Annotated in this window: 10 protein-coding genes; 7 read left to right on the top strand and 3 right to left on the bottom strand. The window is 41.6% G+C overall.

The features are described 5' to 3' along the window. Positions 1-6: 6 nt before the first annotated feature. The gene (locus tag QUD85_RS00965) at positions 7-3,669 is read right to left on the bottom strand and encodes a TonB-dependent receptor (RefSeq protein ID WP_093329175.1); all 3,663 of its coding nucleotides are present in this window, start codon (positions 3,667-3,669) and stop codon (positions 7-9) included. Between the two features lie 458 nt (positions 3,670-4,127). Between QUD85_RS00965 and QUD85_RS00960 the strand changes: the two genes are divergently transcribed. From QUD85_RS00960 to QUD85_RS00945, 4 genes are all read left to right on the top strand, one after another. Continuing rightward, positions 4,128-6,452, top strand: a complete 2,325-nt coding sequence (locus tag QUD85_RS00960; protein ID WP_286219617.1) for a beta-galactosidase — start codon at positions 4,128-4,130, stop codon at positions 6,450-6,452. A 172-nt stretch (positions 6,453-6,624) separates the two neighbouring features. Beyond that, entirely contained in the window at positions 6,625-7,239 is a 615-nt protein-coding gene (locus QUD85_RS00955; RefSeq protein WP_093329177.1) for a GntR family transcriptional regulator, read from the top strand. A gap of 88 nt (positions 7,240-7,327) precedes the next feature. Beyond that, positions 7,328-9,232: a CRTAC1 family protein gene (locus tag QUD85_RS00950; RefSeq protein WP_093329179.1), complete on the top strand. Its 1,905-nt coding sequence runs from the start codon at positions 7,328-7,330 to the stop codon at positions 9,230-9,232. After that, the gene (locus QUD85_RS00945) at positions 9,233-11,620 is read left to right on the top strand and encodes an agarase (RefSeq protein ID WP_093329181.1); all 2,388 of its coding nucleotides are present in this window, start codon (positions 9,233-9,235) and stop codon (positions 11,618-11,620) included. Between the two features lie 11 nt (positions 11,621-11,631). On the opposite strand, the gene QUD85_RS00940 is transcribed toward QUD85_RS00945, so the two are convergent. Then, positions 11,632-12,423 carry a helix-turn-helix transcriptional regulator gene (locus tag QUD85_RS00940; protein WP_245732108.1) on the bottom strand — a complete coding sequence of 264 codons (792 nt, stop codon included), beginning with the start codon at positions 12,421-12,423 and terminating at the stop codon, positions 11,632-11,634. 237 nt (positions 12,424-12,660) lie between these two features. On the opposite strand from QUD85_RS00940, the gene QUD85_RS00935 reads away from it, so the two are divergent. Genes QUD85_RS00935 through QUD85_RS00925 form a run of 3 tightly spaced genes read left to right on the top strand, consistent with a single transcriptional unit; the run spans position 12,661 to position 15,651 of the window. Continuing rightward, complete coding sequence (locus QUD85_RS00935; RefSeq protein ID WP_093329185.1) at positions 12,661-13,773, top strand: Zn-dependent alcohol dehydrogenase; 1,113 nt, start codon at positions 12,661-12,663, stop codon at positions 13,771-13,773. A 9-nt stretch (positions 13,774-13,782) separates the two neighbouring features. After that, positions 13,783-14,586: an alpha/beta hydrolase gene (locus QUD85_RS00930; protein ID WP_093329186.1), complete on the top strand. Its 804-nt coding sequence runs from the start codon at positions 13,783-13,785 to the stop codon at positions 14,584-14,586. After that, positions 14,587-15,651, top strand: a complete 1,065-nt coding sequence (locus QUD85_RS00925) for an NHL repeat-containing protein (protein ID WP_093329188.1) — start codon at positions 14,587-14,589, stop codon at positions 15,649-15,651. Positions 15,652-15,715: 64 nt separating this feature from the next. Here the strand turns inward: QUD85_RS00925 and QUD85_RS00920 are convergent, their stop codons facing one another. Then, positions 15,716-18,079 carry an alkaline phosphatase D family protein gene (locus QUD85_RS00920; protein ID WP_093329189.1) on the bottom strand — a complete coding sequence of 788 codons (2,364 nt, stop codon included), beginning with the start codon at positions 18,077-18,079 and terminating at the stop codon, positions 15,716-15,718. Between the last annotated feature and the right edge of the window lie 93 nt (positions 18,080-18,172).

The following is an 18,172-nucleotide window of genomic DNA, read 5'->3' as shown; positions in this document are numbered from 1 at the left end:
TTAATCTTAAAAGTTCACTCTTACGCCTAAACGGAAAGTTGTACCCACTTTGAAGCGCGTGTAAGTACGTGACTTAGTTGCGTCTCCGTCTAATGGGTTACCTTCATCTAAAGCTAGGAATTCGTATGCTGCGTTGTCAGCGTTCCATACTCTATCGACGGCAATTTCACGGCTAGTAAAGTACGTTCTGTGCTCTGCATCCGTTAAGTTAATTGCTTGGAAAGTAAACATTACGTTTTCATTTAATTGATAGCTCGCGGAGAAATCTAACGTTCCACGACCTTCATTCCAGATTGAACCTTGGTTCCATGTACGACCTTTTAAGCCAGTGTTGTAATCTGTTCCTACAAGAGAATCAGATGTACCACGATAGCTTAAGCGTACCTGATGACCATTTTGTTCCCAGAACAAAGTACCGTTATAGCTATGCTCTGGCGTATCTGCCACAGGATACTCTGGTAAGCTCTTCGTTGGGTCAAATGGTGATACCTGTGCATCATAAGCACTATCTTGATAAGTGTAGTTAGCTGATACACCTAAGCCGCTTAAGAATCCTGGTAAGAAGTCATAAGTTTGGATGTAGCCAAGTTCTAAACCAGTAATTGTTGCACCGTCACCGTTAGCAACTTGTGTCACAGAGTACTGCGCACATAAGTCGCGTAAGTCGCTGCTAAAGCGATTTGGATCTGTGCCCCACCAACCGTAGTCAGCTGTTGCTCTTAGTGGCATACAACCATTCAAGCCCCAATCATCAGTACCATCATCCATAGGATTCATGATTAACTCTTCAGCAGTTGGTGCTTCTGTCGCTGTACGTACGTCAGTGATATAAGAAACTGTACTCACCTTGTCTTCAAAGTTTTTCATGTCTTTGTGGAAGACAGCTGCACTTAACATACCTGTTTCATTAAAGTACCACTCTAATGAGATATCTAAGTTGTTAGACTCAAGCGGATCAAGCTTAGTGTTGTACATGTCTAAACGGCTACCCGCTTGTGAGTTACCTGTACCCCAGTAACCTGTCTCATTTAAGCTAAAGCCTGGACGCAAGTTGTCGATTTCAGGACGTGTCATCGTCTTAGACGCTGCAAAACGACCAATCAACTCGTCAGTAAAGGCATAGTTAACATTTAAACTAGGTAAGAAGTTTTCATATGAGTGGCTATCAGACGCTGCAAATGATTGCAGTTCTTTGTTAGTCACATTAGTAAATGGATGTTGGTTCGCACTGTTTGTTGCTGGCGTTGTACCATCCCACGTTACGTTACCTGGACCCATACCCCAACCGTTTGCACGTGTTGTTGATACGTCAGCATAACGCCACATGTTTAACCAGTTTACGTTGAAGCCTGGATCTGGCTGTGTTGGGTCTTGTTGGAATGCTGCCCAAGATGCATATGCAGGATCATGACATGGACCTTGTGCTGCAATCTCTGTCCAACCAGAAGGATCTGCACCTGAACTTGTGTCAAAACCTAAACCGTCAACACGTTGATATTTTTGTTCATAACCAAGTGATTGCGTTGGGTCTGCAAATACTGGTGCTCTACATGCTGGAAGGCTTGTATCACGTAAATCTCTTAAATGAACTAAGTCGAATTCACGCTCTAACGTTTCGGTAAACTGCCAGAAGTTAGCGCCGGCATAGCCTTTAGCTTCAACATCTGTCTTAACATAACGAACACCTAAGTTACCTGTTAAGCGACCATCAAGGTACTCAAAGTTAACTTTCAAATAAGCTGCTTGCGTATCGATATCTGCTTCACGAGAGCGAGTATTGTCTGGCGTACGAACAGTGTCTTCCGCGTCTAGCATAATAGAAGCAGCGTATGCAGCATCAACTGGTGTCCAACCTGCTGTTGCTTCGTTGCGACCATAGCCTAAGCTCGACATAAAATCACTGTAAGGTAATCCGCCTTCACGGGCGATAAGTGGTGCACGTACATCAAGCATTGAACCGCCTGGTACTACAACCGGGTTACCATATTCATCTTCAAATACTTCTGACGCTGTCACTGTATCAAATTGATACACTTGGTCGTCGACTGTTTTAGTACGAGTCGTCATTTTCGCACCAAATTCAACTGACGTAATACCGGCTACATCTAGGTCGTATTCAAAATCTAGCTGAACGTTTGCTAGTTCATCTTCTACGTATCTGTCGGTTTCACTTAAGTATGATAAATGTTGAACCGCAATATCTGCCGGGTTGTAACCCGTGTAAGCTACGTTATCGATGTATTTTGGAATGAAAGCGCCAGTGTCTGGGTCAACCGCATCAACGATTTGATCACCAAGGTCGACAAATGTACTACCGTGAACCAACTGACATTGGCCTGTCGTACAGTCATAACCTACTGGTTCTATGTTTTCCAACGCGTCATACAATAGCACTGCAGGTACGTTCGGGAAGTTTTGCATAGCAGCAAATGCACTTGGCAAGCTGTCTGATTCACTTAAAGAATAACCTGCTGCTAATGAGCCGCGGAAGTTATCAGTAATTTCTTGTTTAATTTCAATACGCGCACTAGTGTTGGTACTTTCATTACCATTTGTTGCGTTTTGTAAATCACCTGCACCAAAACGGTTAATTAACTTAGTAAAGGTATGGGTGTTTGTATCTAATGTATACCAATCTGCTTGCGGATCGGTAAAAGGTGCTTCTGGACGTAAACTACCTAATGGTGCTTCACCTTCAACAAAGTTTTCATTACCTGGGAAACGCGTGATAACAGCGTCCATCAAGTTTGTTTGCTCTGCTTTAGTATAGGTTGCGTCAAATGTAATTTCTGTCGTATCAGTCGCTAACCATTGTAAGCCAAGCGTTGCACCTGAACGATCATGGGTATTTTGGTGTAGTTCATAACGCGTAGCGTTTTGCTGAATACCTTTAAGTGGACCAGAAAGAATCTCACCATTTTGGTCTGAAGCAATATCAATGACCTTAGAAGCTACGAAGTTATCTACACGATATTGATCTTTACGATACGTGTTAGTTTCGTCGTATACAGATAATGCAACACCAAAGGTTTCATCAAGAAACTTCTCTGATAGAGACAATTGCACTTTGTAGTCAGCTTCTTCTGAAAAATCGTTGTAACGACCTTGTACTTGGAAAGAACGAATATCGTCTGTTTGATCAAGCGGCTTGATAGTTACTAGGTTAACGTTGGCACCTAATGAACCTTCATCTTGGTCTGCACTCGCTGTTTTAGCGACTTCTAATTTAGAAAGAATATCTGCAGAGAAAGAACTTAAGTCAACCGCTTGGCTGAAGTCTGTTGAGGTAAGTTGTTGACCATTCAAAGTGATGTTGTTTTGGTTTGCAGATGCACCACGAACAGTAATCTGTGAACCTTCACCGTTTGAACCAGATACTACCGAAACACCTGTTACGCGGCCTAACGCATCCGCAATGTTTTGGTCAGTATTTTTACCTATATCTTCCGCATTAATTGTGTCTACAACACCATCTGCGAATCTTTTATCATTTATTGATTTTCTGAGGCTACTCTTGAGGCCTCTAACCTCAATTACCTCTATTTCTTCTTCTGTGTTTGCTTGTTGTGTATCGGCTTGTTGTTCCTGTGCAATTGCACCTGTACTTACGACCGATAGGACAGCAGCATATACAGCACTAAGCTTAAACTTCTTATCTGTATCTACCATCTTATTTCCCCACTAAGATTTCAGTTTTTTGTTTTAGTAAATCAGCTCTAAATACAACGATTTCATTACGTATAATTTTGCTAATTGTTAGCCACTTTAGATCTTAGGATCGTTAATTGTCAACAATTTTGTTAACAATCTTCAATTAACAGTTACGATTTGTAATCCTTATAACCTGTAAATCAACTTAATTTTGACGTGTAAGAGGCGTGGTATTAGCAATCAAAAAACTATACAAAACTCTTTAAAATCAATAGCTAGATAAGATTATTATTGTTTAGATATCTTATCCAATACAATTGACCTTGATTACAATAAAGAAAAAAGACGTATAAATAATAACCTTTTTTACAAAAACAATATTAATGTTAATTTAAAGTAAATGAAGAAAAATATTGTCAACAATTTACCATTAACAATTTCTGCTATATACTCGAGCATAACAATGAGGACACATTATGCATAATAAAATGAGTAAACTATGGTTCGCTAGCGCTATCTCATGCCTAGCAATATTAGGATGCAGCCAACAAGCGTCTAATGATAATAACGGTGTAATCGACGAACTCGTTAATTTTTCTTCACAAACAACACTCGATCAAAATATCGCCTTATATAATGCGTCTACCGAATATAATGCAGAAACAAGATCACTAAAAGTAAACTTTAATACAAGTGAGCACGCGTACAGTTCTATCTCGTTTGTCTCAGAAGCGGGGTGGGATTGGAGCGATTTAAACGACTTTAATATAGCGTTTGATATTGCTAACGAAGGTGAACATTCAACGCAAGTATACTTAGATATAACTGATGGCAATGGTGACAACTATACGCGAAGTGTAAGCATTCCTGTTGGCGCCACCAAAACCTATTACGCCAAAATGGCCGGTCATGACCTGCAAACACCAGACGGTGACGAAGACGTTGAATTAAATTTTATGTCCGGTTTGCGTTCAAATCCTGATACATGGCAATCAGATGAAGTTAACTTTATTTCATTGTGGGGTAAGAAGAACCTAGATGTATCAAATATTAAAAGGATTGCCTTTAGCGTGCAGAGTGCGCTTTACGACAAAACTATCACCTTTAGTAAAGTGCAGATTCGACAAAATCCAGCCATGGACGAAACATTCCTTACCGGCATCGTCGACCAATATGGACAAAATGCTAAACAAGAATTTGTCGGTAAAATCCATAATGACCAGGAATTGCTAGCGGCTCGTGATGAAGAGCTATCAGCTTTGAAAAATGGTTATGACGCCGAGACAAGAACTAAGTTTGGCGGTTGGAAAAACGGACCAAGGCAAGAAGCTACAGGCTATTTTAGAACAGAAAAAATCAATGGAAAGTGGTCTTTGGTTGATCCACTAGGATATCCTTATTTTGCCACTGGGCTAGATATTATCCGCCTTTCTAATACGTCGACCATGACAGGGTACGATTTTGATCAGGGTCTAATCAACCAGCGTAAGGCGAGTGACTTAACACCGGAAGATTCTCAAAAGCTTAATCGTGTGAGCAACGAAGCAGCGAAGACAAGATATGTAGCATCAGATCTTCGTAAGGACCTTTTTACATGGTTACCAAGCTATGACGAACCATTGGGTAAGCATTATGGTTATCGTCGCAGTGCACACTCTGGTCCACTTAGCCACGGTGAAACATTTAGCTTTTACTCTGCCAATCTAGAAAGAAAATATGCTGATATCAATCCAGACTTTATGGAAGTATGGAAGGACGTCACGATTCGCAGAATGCAAACCTGGGGATTTACTTCATTCGGTAATTGGACAGATCCTATGTTCTATCAAAACGACCGAGTCCCATATTTTGCAAATGGCTGGATTATTGGTAACTACAAAAAAGTATCAAGTGGCAATGATTTTTGGGCGCCTCTGCCAGATGTCTTTGACCCCTTGTTTGAAGAGCGCGCCATTGTGACCGTAAAACAAGTTGCGGCTGAAGTACAAAACAACCCTTGGTGTGTTGGTGTTTTTATTGACAACGAAATGAGTTTTGGTCGTCCAGACAGTGTTGCTTCACACTACGGTATTGTACTAAACACACTTGCACGCGACGGTAAAGATGTACCAACCAAAGCAGAATTTACGCGCGTAATGAAAGAAAAGTATCAAGATATCGCCGCGCTAAATAAGGCATGGGGTACCGACATCGCAAGTTGGGACGCTTTCAATCAAGGTGTAGAAGGTAATGTCGAAAGCGAAGGACAATTAGCTGACTTTTCAATTCTACTTACTACCTATGCTGACAAGTACTTCGCCATAGTCAACAAAGCATTGAAGGAGCACATGCCTAATCATCTGTATCTCGGCGCTCGTTTTCCAGATTGGGGTATGCCAATTGAAGTGGTTAAAGCATCAGCTAAACATGTCGATGTCATTAGCTTCAATGTATATAAAGAAGGCCTTATTAAAAGCAAATGGGATTTCTTAAAAGAGATTGACATGCCAAGCATCGTTGGCGAGTGGCATATTGGTGCTTCCGATTCAGGTTTGTTCCACCCTGGCTTAATTCATGCTGCCGATCAAGCAGACCGCGCCAAAATGTATAAAGACTACATGCATTCAGTTATCGACAATGACTATTTTGTAGGTGCTCATTGGTTCCAGTACATGGACTCACCTATTACCGGCCGAGCTTATGATGGCGAGAACTACAATGTCGGATTTATTAGCGTGACTGATCAGCCGTACAAACCGATTGTTCAAGCGGCTAGCGAAGTCAATGAAGCGATGTATAACAGACGCTTTAAAGCGCAGTAATATTGTTAACAAAGTGCTGTTATTCTGTTTGTAAAAACAGCCTAATAAGTAATTTTTATTAGGCTGTTTTATTAAATAACTGAAATATAATAATTTTTATTTTTTGCTTGCACATTTTTGTAAACAATAAATAATGTTACAATCTAATCATACAAATTTTTTTGGGGGATTTATGGCTACAGCCCGCGCAACAAAAATCCTTTCGGTAAAAGATCAAATTGCTGAACAAATACGATCCGACATTATCGAAGGTATTTTTCCACCAAACACAAAACTGAATGAAACAGAGTTAGCAAATAGATTTGGCTTATCTAGAGGCCCTATTCGCGATGTTATTCTGCAGCTTACAAAAGAAGGCTTGTTGATTTCAAAAAACAACTGCGGCGCATCTGTCAATAGTGTGCTTGAGCCTAAGTTGCAAAAACTGATGGTAAAATTGCGAAGAGAAATAGAAGTCTTCGCGGTGGAACAAATTAAAGATTCTTTAACTGAGCAAAATATTCAAGACATGGAAGATATCCTTGCCTCTCTTCAAGAAGCACTCGATGCTGAAGATTACACAGAGGTAACAAAGATAGATATTTCGTTCCACAAATATATTATTTTCTGCGCTGGTGGCGATGAGCTCGTCAATATTTGGTATCCATACGTCATGCGCATGCGCCTGAATTACAAACGTATTTCAAGTAGTTCTGAATGTGTTGATGAGCATCGTGCGATACTCGATGCGTTAAAGTCAGGAAATGTTGCATTAGCTTCAAAGTGTCTTAAAGCAAACATTAAGTAGTGATTAAAAGGCGAGTTATGCTCGTCTTTTTTATAGCTAAAATATTTTTGTTAACAATTTACATTAAGCAAAAAATAGAATCATTATCATGAAACAGGTTGCCATTTTTGTTCTTCTCTCATTGGTCTCGCTAAGATGCGCCTATGCAATCGCATCTGATGTGAGCTTTAGCAATGTCACGAAACATGTTGGCATTGAACAGCCAAATGCTTGGAAATATGGTGGGCCCGTCGTTGCCGATGTTAATAATAATGGACATTACGACCTGGTATTAACTAATCATGACCAGTATCCAGCATACCTCTACTGGGCAGATGGCAACGGACAATTTCAGCAACATAGTACGCCAATAGCTCAGGGGGATGTCCATGGTATCGCGGCAGGTGATTACGATAATGACGGCGATTTAGACTTTCTCGTTGCTTTAGGTGGTGGTAATGGTCTACAACCAAAACCGCCTAGGCTATTAAAAAACAATGACGGCCGGTTTACCGATATTACTGAACAAGCAGGCTTTGCTCATTTAGGTGCTCGCGGTAGAAGTGTCCGTTGGTTAGACCTAGACAATGATGGCGATTTGGACTTTATACAAATCAACGCTGCACAAGTTGTTGGAGAAACTGGTCCTAGAAACCTATTGTTTGAAAATATTGGCAATGACAGATTCAAGTATCGCGCAAACGCTATGTTTGAACATATCGATGCAGAGCGTTTGTATGTCACAGATTTCAATGGTGATTTCAAACCTGATTTGCTGGCGTTTTCACCTTACACACCAATGACACTTTGGCAAAACGACGGCGCTTTTTCTTTTAGCGATGTAACAACTACCCTCCTACCAACTCATTTGCACAAAACCGCAAATGTAAACACGATAACAGAAGCTGACTTCAATGGTGATGGCCGCCAAGACTTTTATTTAACGCGTGGTAAAGCACTCTATCAAATTGCGAATAATGCTATTGAGCATGATAAGGAACAGAACGTTTTACATCTAAGAGATGAAGGAAATAAAAGCCGTGATAGTATGAAGTTAACGACACAGGGGCCACTTGTTCTCGCAGACTTTTATCACTTTCCTAGAGATCGCTCGGTTGAACATATTCCCGTTTACTTAGGCGAGCACAAAACACCCGTTAAAACACCTTTCGACCGTATTGAAATTTCACCAACAGATGCAACTGGTATAGCAAAAAATATCGAGAAGACTGGTTGGTATATCAGTTATTTGAGCGACAACCAATGGCAAATAACCTGGTTTTTAGCAAGTAATGTAGCCTGGGATATTCGAGCCTCTTTTTACAATGTTATTGATGTTGAAACGCCATGGGAACCTCAACACCAGGGCGTCAACGATATTTTACTACTCGCAGGTGAGCAGGGCTTTATCGATGCAAGTAAACGCCTACCAAGTCATACCCTAGATAATAATCAAGGCGCAATTGCTGGTGATTTTGACAATGATGGTGACCAAGATTTGTTTGTTTATCGCTTTGGTGGGCTCGTTGATCGCTGGCATGATGTCTATCTAGAAAATACTGGCACAAACTTTAAACAAACCACCGAACATGGTGCGACTATATTGCCACAACGGGCTCATGGCGATATGGGTGCTGCTCTGGATTTCGATGGCGACGGAAAACTCGATATTCTGAGCGGCGATGACGACAATGGAAAGTGGCAAATGTTTAAAAATACCACTGAAAACGAAAACAACTATCTCACGGTTGAAGTCGGATACGGCCCAAACAACATCGATCCTATTGGCGCTGTCGTGATACTCGATCTTGCAGATAAAACGCTTATACAGCGCGTTGGTGCTGGTAGCGCTTCCCACTCACAAAACTTACTAAACCTTGTCCATTTTGGTGTCAGTAAGCAGTCGACCATAAAGTCGATAAGCGTCACTTGGCGCAACGGAAAAACAATTCAAAAAAACAATATTACAACAAACAGGCGCATTACGCTGGGAACTGCGCCACGAGGTAACTAAATGAAATGCGTTAACAATACAGCCAAACTTTTGGCTTCATCTATTCTACTCACTCTTGTGGCCTGTGGTGGCAGCTCATCAACCGAAACGCCTCCGCCGCCGCCACCGGTGCAAAAAGATACAACGCCTGACGCATTCGCTTTTACTGCACATACAAATGCTGAGCTAGAAACCGATGTTGAATCAAATGAAATTACCGTATCAGGTATAGATGCAGCAGCAACAATAAGCATTAATAATGGCGCTTATAGCATAAATAATGGTGCCTACATTGCCAGCAATAGTAGCGTTGAAAATGGCGACACAGTGCGCCTTAAACTAAAATCGTCGAGCGAGGCCAATCAACAAGTTGACGCTACGCTCAATATCGGTGGTGTAAAAGCAACATTTTCCGTGACAACAAAAGAAGCACCTAAAACGCCAGATAACGTTCAGGTATCACTTAATTTTGATACTCGACATAGTGTTGGTGGGGTCGATAGTTTTGATCGTCAAAAGTTTATTACTATTCATGCGGACGTGACAGAAAACGGCTGGAATGATAACGATGTACACAGCAGAAATGCACCGAATGAAGATCCTAATCTGTTAGACAACTTTGCTAATGATTACGACGTCTATTTCGGCCGAAATACCGGTTCCATAAGCTGGAATTTGAGCCGCGTTGCCGAAGATGGAAGCAAACCGGGATTTGCCTCTGAAGATGACCTTACCACCCTCGGAAATGGAGCAAAGTGGGGCTACTTAAACTATTCAGGTTCACGCTGGGACGCTGTGCGCAAGAACCAGCACCGAGCTTTGGATATGATTGTTGGCGCCCAGCAGCATCCATTCTGGCCAGAAGGCACATTGACCAATCAAGGGAAATGGGCGCTATCTCAAACCGATACCGTAGATGAACCCTTGGGGACGGCAACTGGCCATTATATGGGTCAATTCATCAACAAGTTTTTTGATAGCAATCGCAATGACAGTGTCACTGATGGTCAGATAAGACCAACGCTAATTGAAGTGATGAACGAACCTTTGTATGACTTAACTACAATTCGTGAAGGGCAAGCTAATTACGTAGAGCCTGCTGATATTTTTGCTTTTCACAATACGGTTGCAGATGAAATTCGTAAACTCAATGATGATGTACTTATTGGTGGTTACACCGTAGCGTTTCCTAACTTTGATTGGGATAACTTCGAGCGCTGGGAACAAAGAGATAAACTCTTTATTGATATTGCCGGTGAAAATATGGATTTTTACTCCATACATTTATACGACTTCCCTGCATGGAATAATCGCGAACAATATCGCAAAGGCAGTAATATGGAAGCCACCATGGACATGCTAGAGCAATATTCATTAATTAAGTTTGGTGACACCCGTCCACTCGTTATCTCGGAGTATGGCGCTGCTATCCACAGCATGTTTAATCAAGGCTGGAATCCAGAACGTAATACGCTGCAAATGCGCGCTGCCAATTCAATGTTAATGCAGTTTATGGAAAGGCCAGACATGGTGCTTAAAACTATTCCGTTTTTCGTTGTAAAAGCTGAATGGGGTAGAACCGACGTGCCTTATGGTCCTCGTTTAATGATCCAAAAGTTTGAACGTGATGGAGCCGGCGCTGGTGACCAATGGGTCTATTCCGACCTTGTGATGTTTTATCAACTTTGGGCGGAAGTTAAAGGGACACGTATTGAAACGCACGCGACAGATTTGGATATTCAAGTGGATGGTTACGTTGATGATGCTACAGCATACATTATTTTGAATTCACTTGAATTTGAAGATACTGATATCGACTTAAATGCATTTGGCATCAATAGCGACAGTGTTACTGAAGTTGAAATAAAGCACTTAACGACATTACCGGGCGCAGAGCAGGCTTCAACGTTAGATGTTGAAACAACAAGCGACCTGCCTAGCACAATTACGCTTGGCGCTGAGTCTACAATGGTGATTAAGATTACTTTTAACGAGTCCGTCACAATTGATCAGCAAGTTGAAGAAACTAAGTACTACGCAGGCGAATACAAAAAAGCGATTACCGCAGGTTCTGAAATTACACTATCTATCAATGATATAGCTGTTCCGGCGCAAGGCGAATCGGTTCTACGTTTGGGTGTGGGTCGTGCTCATAACAAATCTCTTTCACCGACTATTCTGGTTAATGGCGTTAGTTTAGAAGTGCCTGCTGATTTTAGAGGCTATGACCAAAAGCAAGGTAAGGTAAACCCAGGCAGAGATGGTTTCTATGGAGTATTGGAAATTCCGGTGCCTATTAGTGCACTGCGAGAAAACAACCAAATTTCAGTGACATTTGCTGACGATGGTGGCTTTATCGCATCGAGCGCGCTGCAGGTGCTGGCATCTAGCCAGCCGCTATCTCGATAAGACAGTTGCAATTAAATGGTACGATCAATCATCTGCTTTCTATATTTTAGCGGTGTTTGATCGTATGTTTTTTTGAATTGCGCAATAAAGTGAGAGGGGTTTGCAAAACCAAGATCGTAACTAATATCGGTGATTGAATCTTGTGTTTGTGACAGCCTACGAGCGGCAATATTAAGCTTGTGGCGTACTAAATATTCAGAAAAGTTACAGCGAAATACCTTTTTAAACATGCGAGAAAAATAGGACGGAGACAGGAAGCATAACTTAGCCGCTTGTTCCAATGAAATATCAATATATTGTTCGTCTTTAAACAAATTTAAAACAGGCGCTAGCCGCTGTAAGCCGTCATTCATTGGGATTTTCAACGCATCTTGTTGCACCACAGGTTGATAGACGTCAGCAATCGTTAAGACAAGGAGTTTAAGCAAAGTCAAACTGCGATAGCTGATCGGATTTTGTTGATAGCTTTCAAGCAACCACTGAGTTAATTGTTGCACTTGAAGAGCATGGTCATTGGATGCTTTTAAGTGGACGCCTTTTTCAAAAAATGGCATTAGATGTTGCAATTCAGTTTGTTGAAATAACTCTGGTAAGAACTGAATGATAAACCAACTTTTCTGCTCATTGTTAAGTTCGAAATCATGGGTTTCGAGTGCTGGTGTAAAGACAATATCATTGTCACGAATATGTGTTTCACCCAGTTGATTAAAGTACTGACCATTGACGTGCTCAAATACAATAAATTCATGAACTTCATGAAAATGCATCAAACACGAATACGGCGCATCTTTTTGGTACGCCACATGATGTATCTCGAATTGTAAGCCTTGCTCGATGCAATAGGGCTCACAAAACACTTTGCTTTGCTGACTCATAATCGCATTTATTTAATATTATTTAGGTAAAAGTACCATAAAAATGGGAAATCAAGCCATAAAAAAGGCAAATATTTAATATTTTTATCAGCTTAGTTGTCAGATTTATTGCATTTAAACTGGTTCAATTAATCATGGAAAACTGATGGTAATAAAGGGTAAAAAATGATCAATGCAAAAGCATTAGTGTCAGACGGCAAAGGCAACACGTCATTAAAAACAGTTAAAGTAGCAGCGCCTGGTTTAGGTGAAGTTCAAGTAAAGGTTATAGCTGCTGGTCTGTGCCATACAGACTGGGATTCTATCCAACATTGGAACAAATCATTTATTGTTGGACATGAAGGTGCTGGCATTGTTTCGGCAGTTGGCGAAGGTGTTTCTAATATCGCTGTTGGAGATCATGTCATCCTTAACTGGGCGATTCCTTGTGGCGAGTGTTTTCAATGCCTCGAAGGCAATGTCCATATCTGCGAAGTAAATTCGCCTGTATGTGGCTGTGATTTAGCGGGGCATGCACACGCAGAAGCTACAACTTGTGAAGATGCTCCTTTAGAGCGATCGTTTCACCTTGGTACTTTATGTGAATACACAGTAGTTAAAGAGCAAGCGGTTGTAAAAATCGACAAATCAGTTCCCTTTGCTTCTGCCGCAATTGTAGGCTGTGGCGTGATGACGGGATGGGGTTCTGTAGTCAATGCTGCCAATGTTAAGGCCGGTGCAAGTGTCTGTGTTATAGGATGTGGTGGAGTTGGTCTTAACGCTATTCAAGGCGCAGCCCAATCAGGCGCTTATCCAATCATTGCTATCGATATAAACCAAGACCGCATTGATCAAGCGAAAACCTATGGTGCTACCCATGGCATTATTGCTCAAAAAGACGATAAAGATTTTGTACAAGTTAAACGTGAGGTACACGCTTTAACCAATAATCGTGGCGCTGACTATGCCTTTGAATGCACCGCTATTCCGGCGCTAGGTAGCGCACCTTTAACTTTGATTCGAAGTGCCGGTACGGCCGTGCAAGTAAGCGGTATTGAACAACGCATCGACTTCGATTGTGAGTTATTTGAATGGGACAAGATTTACATTAATCCTTTATACGGACAATGTAATCCTCAACGTGACTTCCCTCGACTTTTAGCGCTCTATGCAAATGGTCAATTGAAGCTGGACGAATTAGTCACACAAACCTACACCCTAGAGACTGTCACGCAAGGACTAGAAGATATGCTAGCTGGTAAGAACGCCAAAGGCGTTGTGATGATTCAACAACCATAAGGAATAGATATGACCGCATTAAGGTTGGAAGTATCAAACCCAGAATTTACACCAAAAGATACACAGTTTGTCACAGTATACTCATCAAATACTGGCCGTAGACATGATATCAGTATCTACAATGCGCATCTTATTGCAGAGAATGCACCGGTTGTTTTGCTTTTGCATGGCGTCTATGGCAATCATTGGGTTTGGATGAATCTTGGTGGTGTACACACTGTTTATGACCAATTAAAACAGCAGGGACTGTCAGACTTCGTGTTGGTGATGCCATCAGACGGCGGAGTTTTAGAAGGAAGTGCTTACTTACCATTATCTAACGGTGAAGACTACGATCGTTGGATTGTTGAAGATGTAAGATTGGCTGTAGAACAGACGGTATCGGCGGTCTCTAAAGAGAGCAATTGGTATATCACAGGTCTATCAATGGGCGGATATGGCGCACTAAGGTTGGGTGCGAAATACCCCAGTTTATTCAAGGGCATCTCAGGGCATTCTTCCGTTACCTGCCTAGAAGATTTGAAATTTTTCACTGAAGTATCTCTTCATCAATACCAAGAGAAAAATGACGAACTAGAATCTAACATAGTTTACTGGTGTAAAAAGCACGTAGCAGAATTAACTCCCATGCGCTTTGATTGCGGCCAACATGATGAGCTGTTTGAAAGCAATAACCTGCTGGCCAAGCGACTAACACAAGCCAATATAACGTTTAGCTACGAAAAGCATTATGGCGGACATGAATGGGCTTATTGGCATAAACATATAGCAACAACACTGCAGTTTTTTGATCAGATTCAAAGACAATCTTAAATGAACAATATATTACCTAAATCTGGCGTAAATCCTCATGGAAAAATCATAGGAAGCCAACCCTTTCAATATCGTGTTAACACACAATGGTGCCAATTTAAGGGGCAGCAAGCGCCTGTTGAAAACTGTCATGATATGGCATTTGACAGCAAAGGCCGGTTATTTTTAGTGACAGATCATCCACAAAATAATCTGATTGTGATCAATCCCGATGGCACCTTAGCCGACGCGTTTTGTACGCAGTTTCCTGGCGCTCATGCCATAAGAATCGTGCAAGAAGATGATCAAGAATTTATCTATCTCGTCGACAGTGGTTGGAAAACCAATCGCCATTGGGATGGAAAATCGACAGAAGCGTGGGATTCACCGTTTAATAAAGTTATTCCTCAAAATGGTTGTATCGCTAAGCTAACTATAGACGGTCATGTTGAATTTATTATCGGTCACCCTCAGACAATTGGTATTTATACACCCGACATGCCTTTTAGACCTACAGATATTGTCATTGGCGACAATTCAGACCTTTATGTCACCGACGGATATGGCAGCGACTTTGTCATTCAATACAATAAACACGGTCAATATGTTCGCCATTGGGGTGGACACGAAAATAGCGACACTCACTATAACCTAGCGAACACCCATGGCATTGAACTGTTAAGCGACACACAAAACGGCTCTCATTTACTGGTGAGTTCACGCGCGGACATGCAGTACAAGCGTTTTACGCTAGAAGGGAAATACATCGATACAATTGATATGCATGGCGCTTGGGTAGGTAGACCAACCCTTGCTCACAATCATATGTTTGTACCTGTTTGCTGGTCAGATATCGACGGCACTAATGCAACGGATTCAGGTTTTGTTAGCATTCTTGATATGAATTTCAATCCCATAGCACAACTTGGTGGTACAACCGCATTAGTCGATGGCGAGGAAAAGCAACAAACCACATGGGATTTGTTTAATCATGTTCACGGTATAGTGGTTGATGATGACGGCAATCTATACATCGGCCAATGGCGTGCCGGTAATAGTATGCCGATCAAACTAGAGAAATGTTAATACTGAAATAAACCTTTAATGTTTAGGCAACCATTAATAGCAATGGCTGCCTAAACAAAAGTGATTATTCGAAATTGTGGCTATAAGGCCATCCATCAAACTGTTTTCCAGTTGTTGGATCGACGTCAAATTCCCAACATTCAAAATGAAATTGCTGCGCTTGATGGTCAACCTTAACTAGACCGTAACCTTCACTTTTCAAACGGCGATCCGACAAAAAGTTAGACCAACTATCACCCACCTGCGATTTAAAGATTTTATAGCTTACTTTTGGATTAGCAACTGCAAGTACACGCATTTTATTGCCAAACGTATCTTCAAAGTCACCGGTGTTTGGATCATTGTTTCGCTGGTTGGCTAATTGACCTTCACCTTCAAACCATCGTTGCCAAAATGCAGCGCCGGCAGGACCCGCAAAAAACAATGGACCATCGGTATGATCATTAATGCCTTGTTTCGCTAGCATCGCAATATGTTGGTCGCCAGCAAGCACAACGGCTTTAGCATCTTTAATCAGTTTAACTGCTCGTGTTCTACCATCGTGCGGATAACCATTAGAGTCATAGTCAAGCAGCGGAATCAAATCACCACGTGTTTGTGCAGAACCATACATACTGGCAGTAATCACCACTTTCGGTAGCCCTTTGTCCATGTCTTTCCATTCACGCAAAAAGATCTCTTGGCGCTGACCAAGCAGTTCCCCTTGAACATATCGTGGGTCTACTTTGATATTACGGCGCGATTTAAATTTTCTATCTTCAATCACCGCAAAGCTGGTTCCACCGTAAACAAAGGCGCCATAAGTCACAGGAATATCATGATCGATCGGTGTAGGGTCATACGGTGCTGGATTATGACTGTGCTGGATGCGATAGGCCATTTGTACCAGTGATTTGGTCTCCATATAACCGCCGTCTTCTTCCATGCGCTTACCTGTTTCAGTAATGACAGGATCTCGACCACCAACACCCCACAAATTACCTTGCAAAACGTCATGGTCATCAGCAAGCAAAATCGCAGGTCTATGTTTTAATTGCTCTCGATGCGTCCAATACCAGAGATACCAGCGATAAAGTAAATCGAGTTTACTATCTGGTTTACCTCGCCAAATACGCGTTGGTGTACCTTCATAAAACTGATCGCCAACAAATAAATACAAATCTGGTTGATGCTTTTCGCAATTCTGAACTAAGTCAGTGTGTGGAAACTGGATATTGTCTTTCGAGTAGCGACCCAGCACACGTTCTTCTTTAATACGTGCCTTATATGCCCCGTCATCAAGATTCTTCGCGGTCGCTGTCAAGCAAGAATGTAACGCAATTTTAAGTGTTTTACTGTTACCAGGATCTTTTGACACTGTGCCTTGATACAAGGTCTGCTTAGGCGCTTTCGGATTCACAATTCGATAATCGTGGTCAACTTGGTACTGCCACTTTGCTATATCAAATATAGTCACAAAACCATCTTCCACTGGAGATGTTTGAGCGGTTACCCATGTTGATTGACCTGTTTGTTTAACCTGTAATGTTAGTTCACTGATTTCTGTGGCTGCCACTGGCATAAGCTGGGTTGATAGACGCAAATTATCTTTATTAACGCTGTGCATACAACCAACAACAGGACCGAGTGTTTGCTGTTTATCATGCTTAATTTTACTACCACTCATCGCGACATCAGAAAACCACCAACGAGCGCCCACTTTTTTGGTATCAGGTGATGAAACCAACAAAATGTTGCCTACGAGTAGCTCCTTTTTAACTTGCGTGACGGCGATCTTGTTAATCTCTCTACCTGAAGCGGCTTCCGTCAACGTTAATACCAGATCAAAGTGCTTACCGTTCGGCACAATTTCAACATCCAAGGCGAGCGCCTTTTTAGAAAATTGTCCTAATTTAGTCAGATTCTTTGCGTTAAAGTGCTGATAGCTAAACGGCTTATCAGCATTTGAAAAATCGCGAACAGATAACTCACCTTTTTCATTAACAACGGCCATAATACCGCCGTTTTCACCAGCCGCTCGCTGGGTGAGCGATGCACCACGATAATCAAGCTCTGCACCACCTGCGCCGAGTAAGAATCCCGCAAAACCTGTTTTGTTTGTAGTTAATGTACCTAATTTTACACGTAAATGAGCGTACGCTGCTTTGTCAGAAAGTTGATGAGTAAGGATTGATGCTGTGCGCACTTCAAAGTATTTTCCACCTTGCAAACATTCAATACGGCCGTCGTGTACCCGCCAGTCTTGTAATCTATTGCCCCAAAGCGCCTCACCTAACCAGTGGCTAGTGACATTGTTTCTAATGTTAAATGCTGGGGTTAACTCAGCTTTATCTGCATTTGCTAAAGCGCGTGTAAAAATAGTACTGCTCAAGGCGCTCGCGCCCACTAATGATGCAGTGCCCATTTTTAGGAAATTTCTTCTTTTCATTTTTTGCTCCTAAAAAAAAGGGCATTACCACAAGGTATTGCCCAAACATTGTATGAGGAGGGGATCCAAAACAAAGTAATTAATTAAATGCGT

Origin of the sequence: Thalassotalea agarivorans (assembly GCF_030295955.1) — a bacterium.
GTDB lineage: Bacteria > Pseudomonadota > Gammaproteobacteria > Enterobacterales > Alteromonadaceae > Thalassotalea_D > Thalassotalea_D agarivorans.
This window is presented reverse-complemented; position numbering and strand designations above follow the sequence as displayed.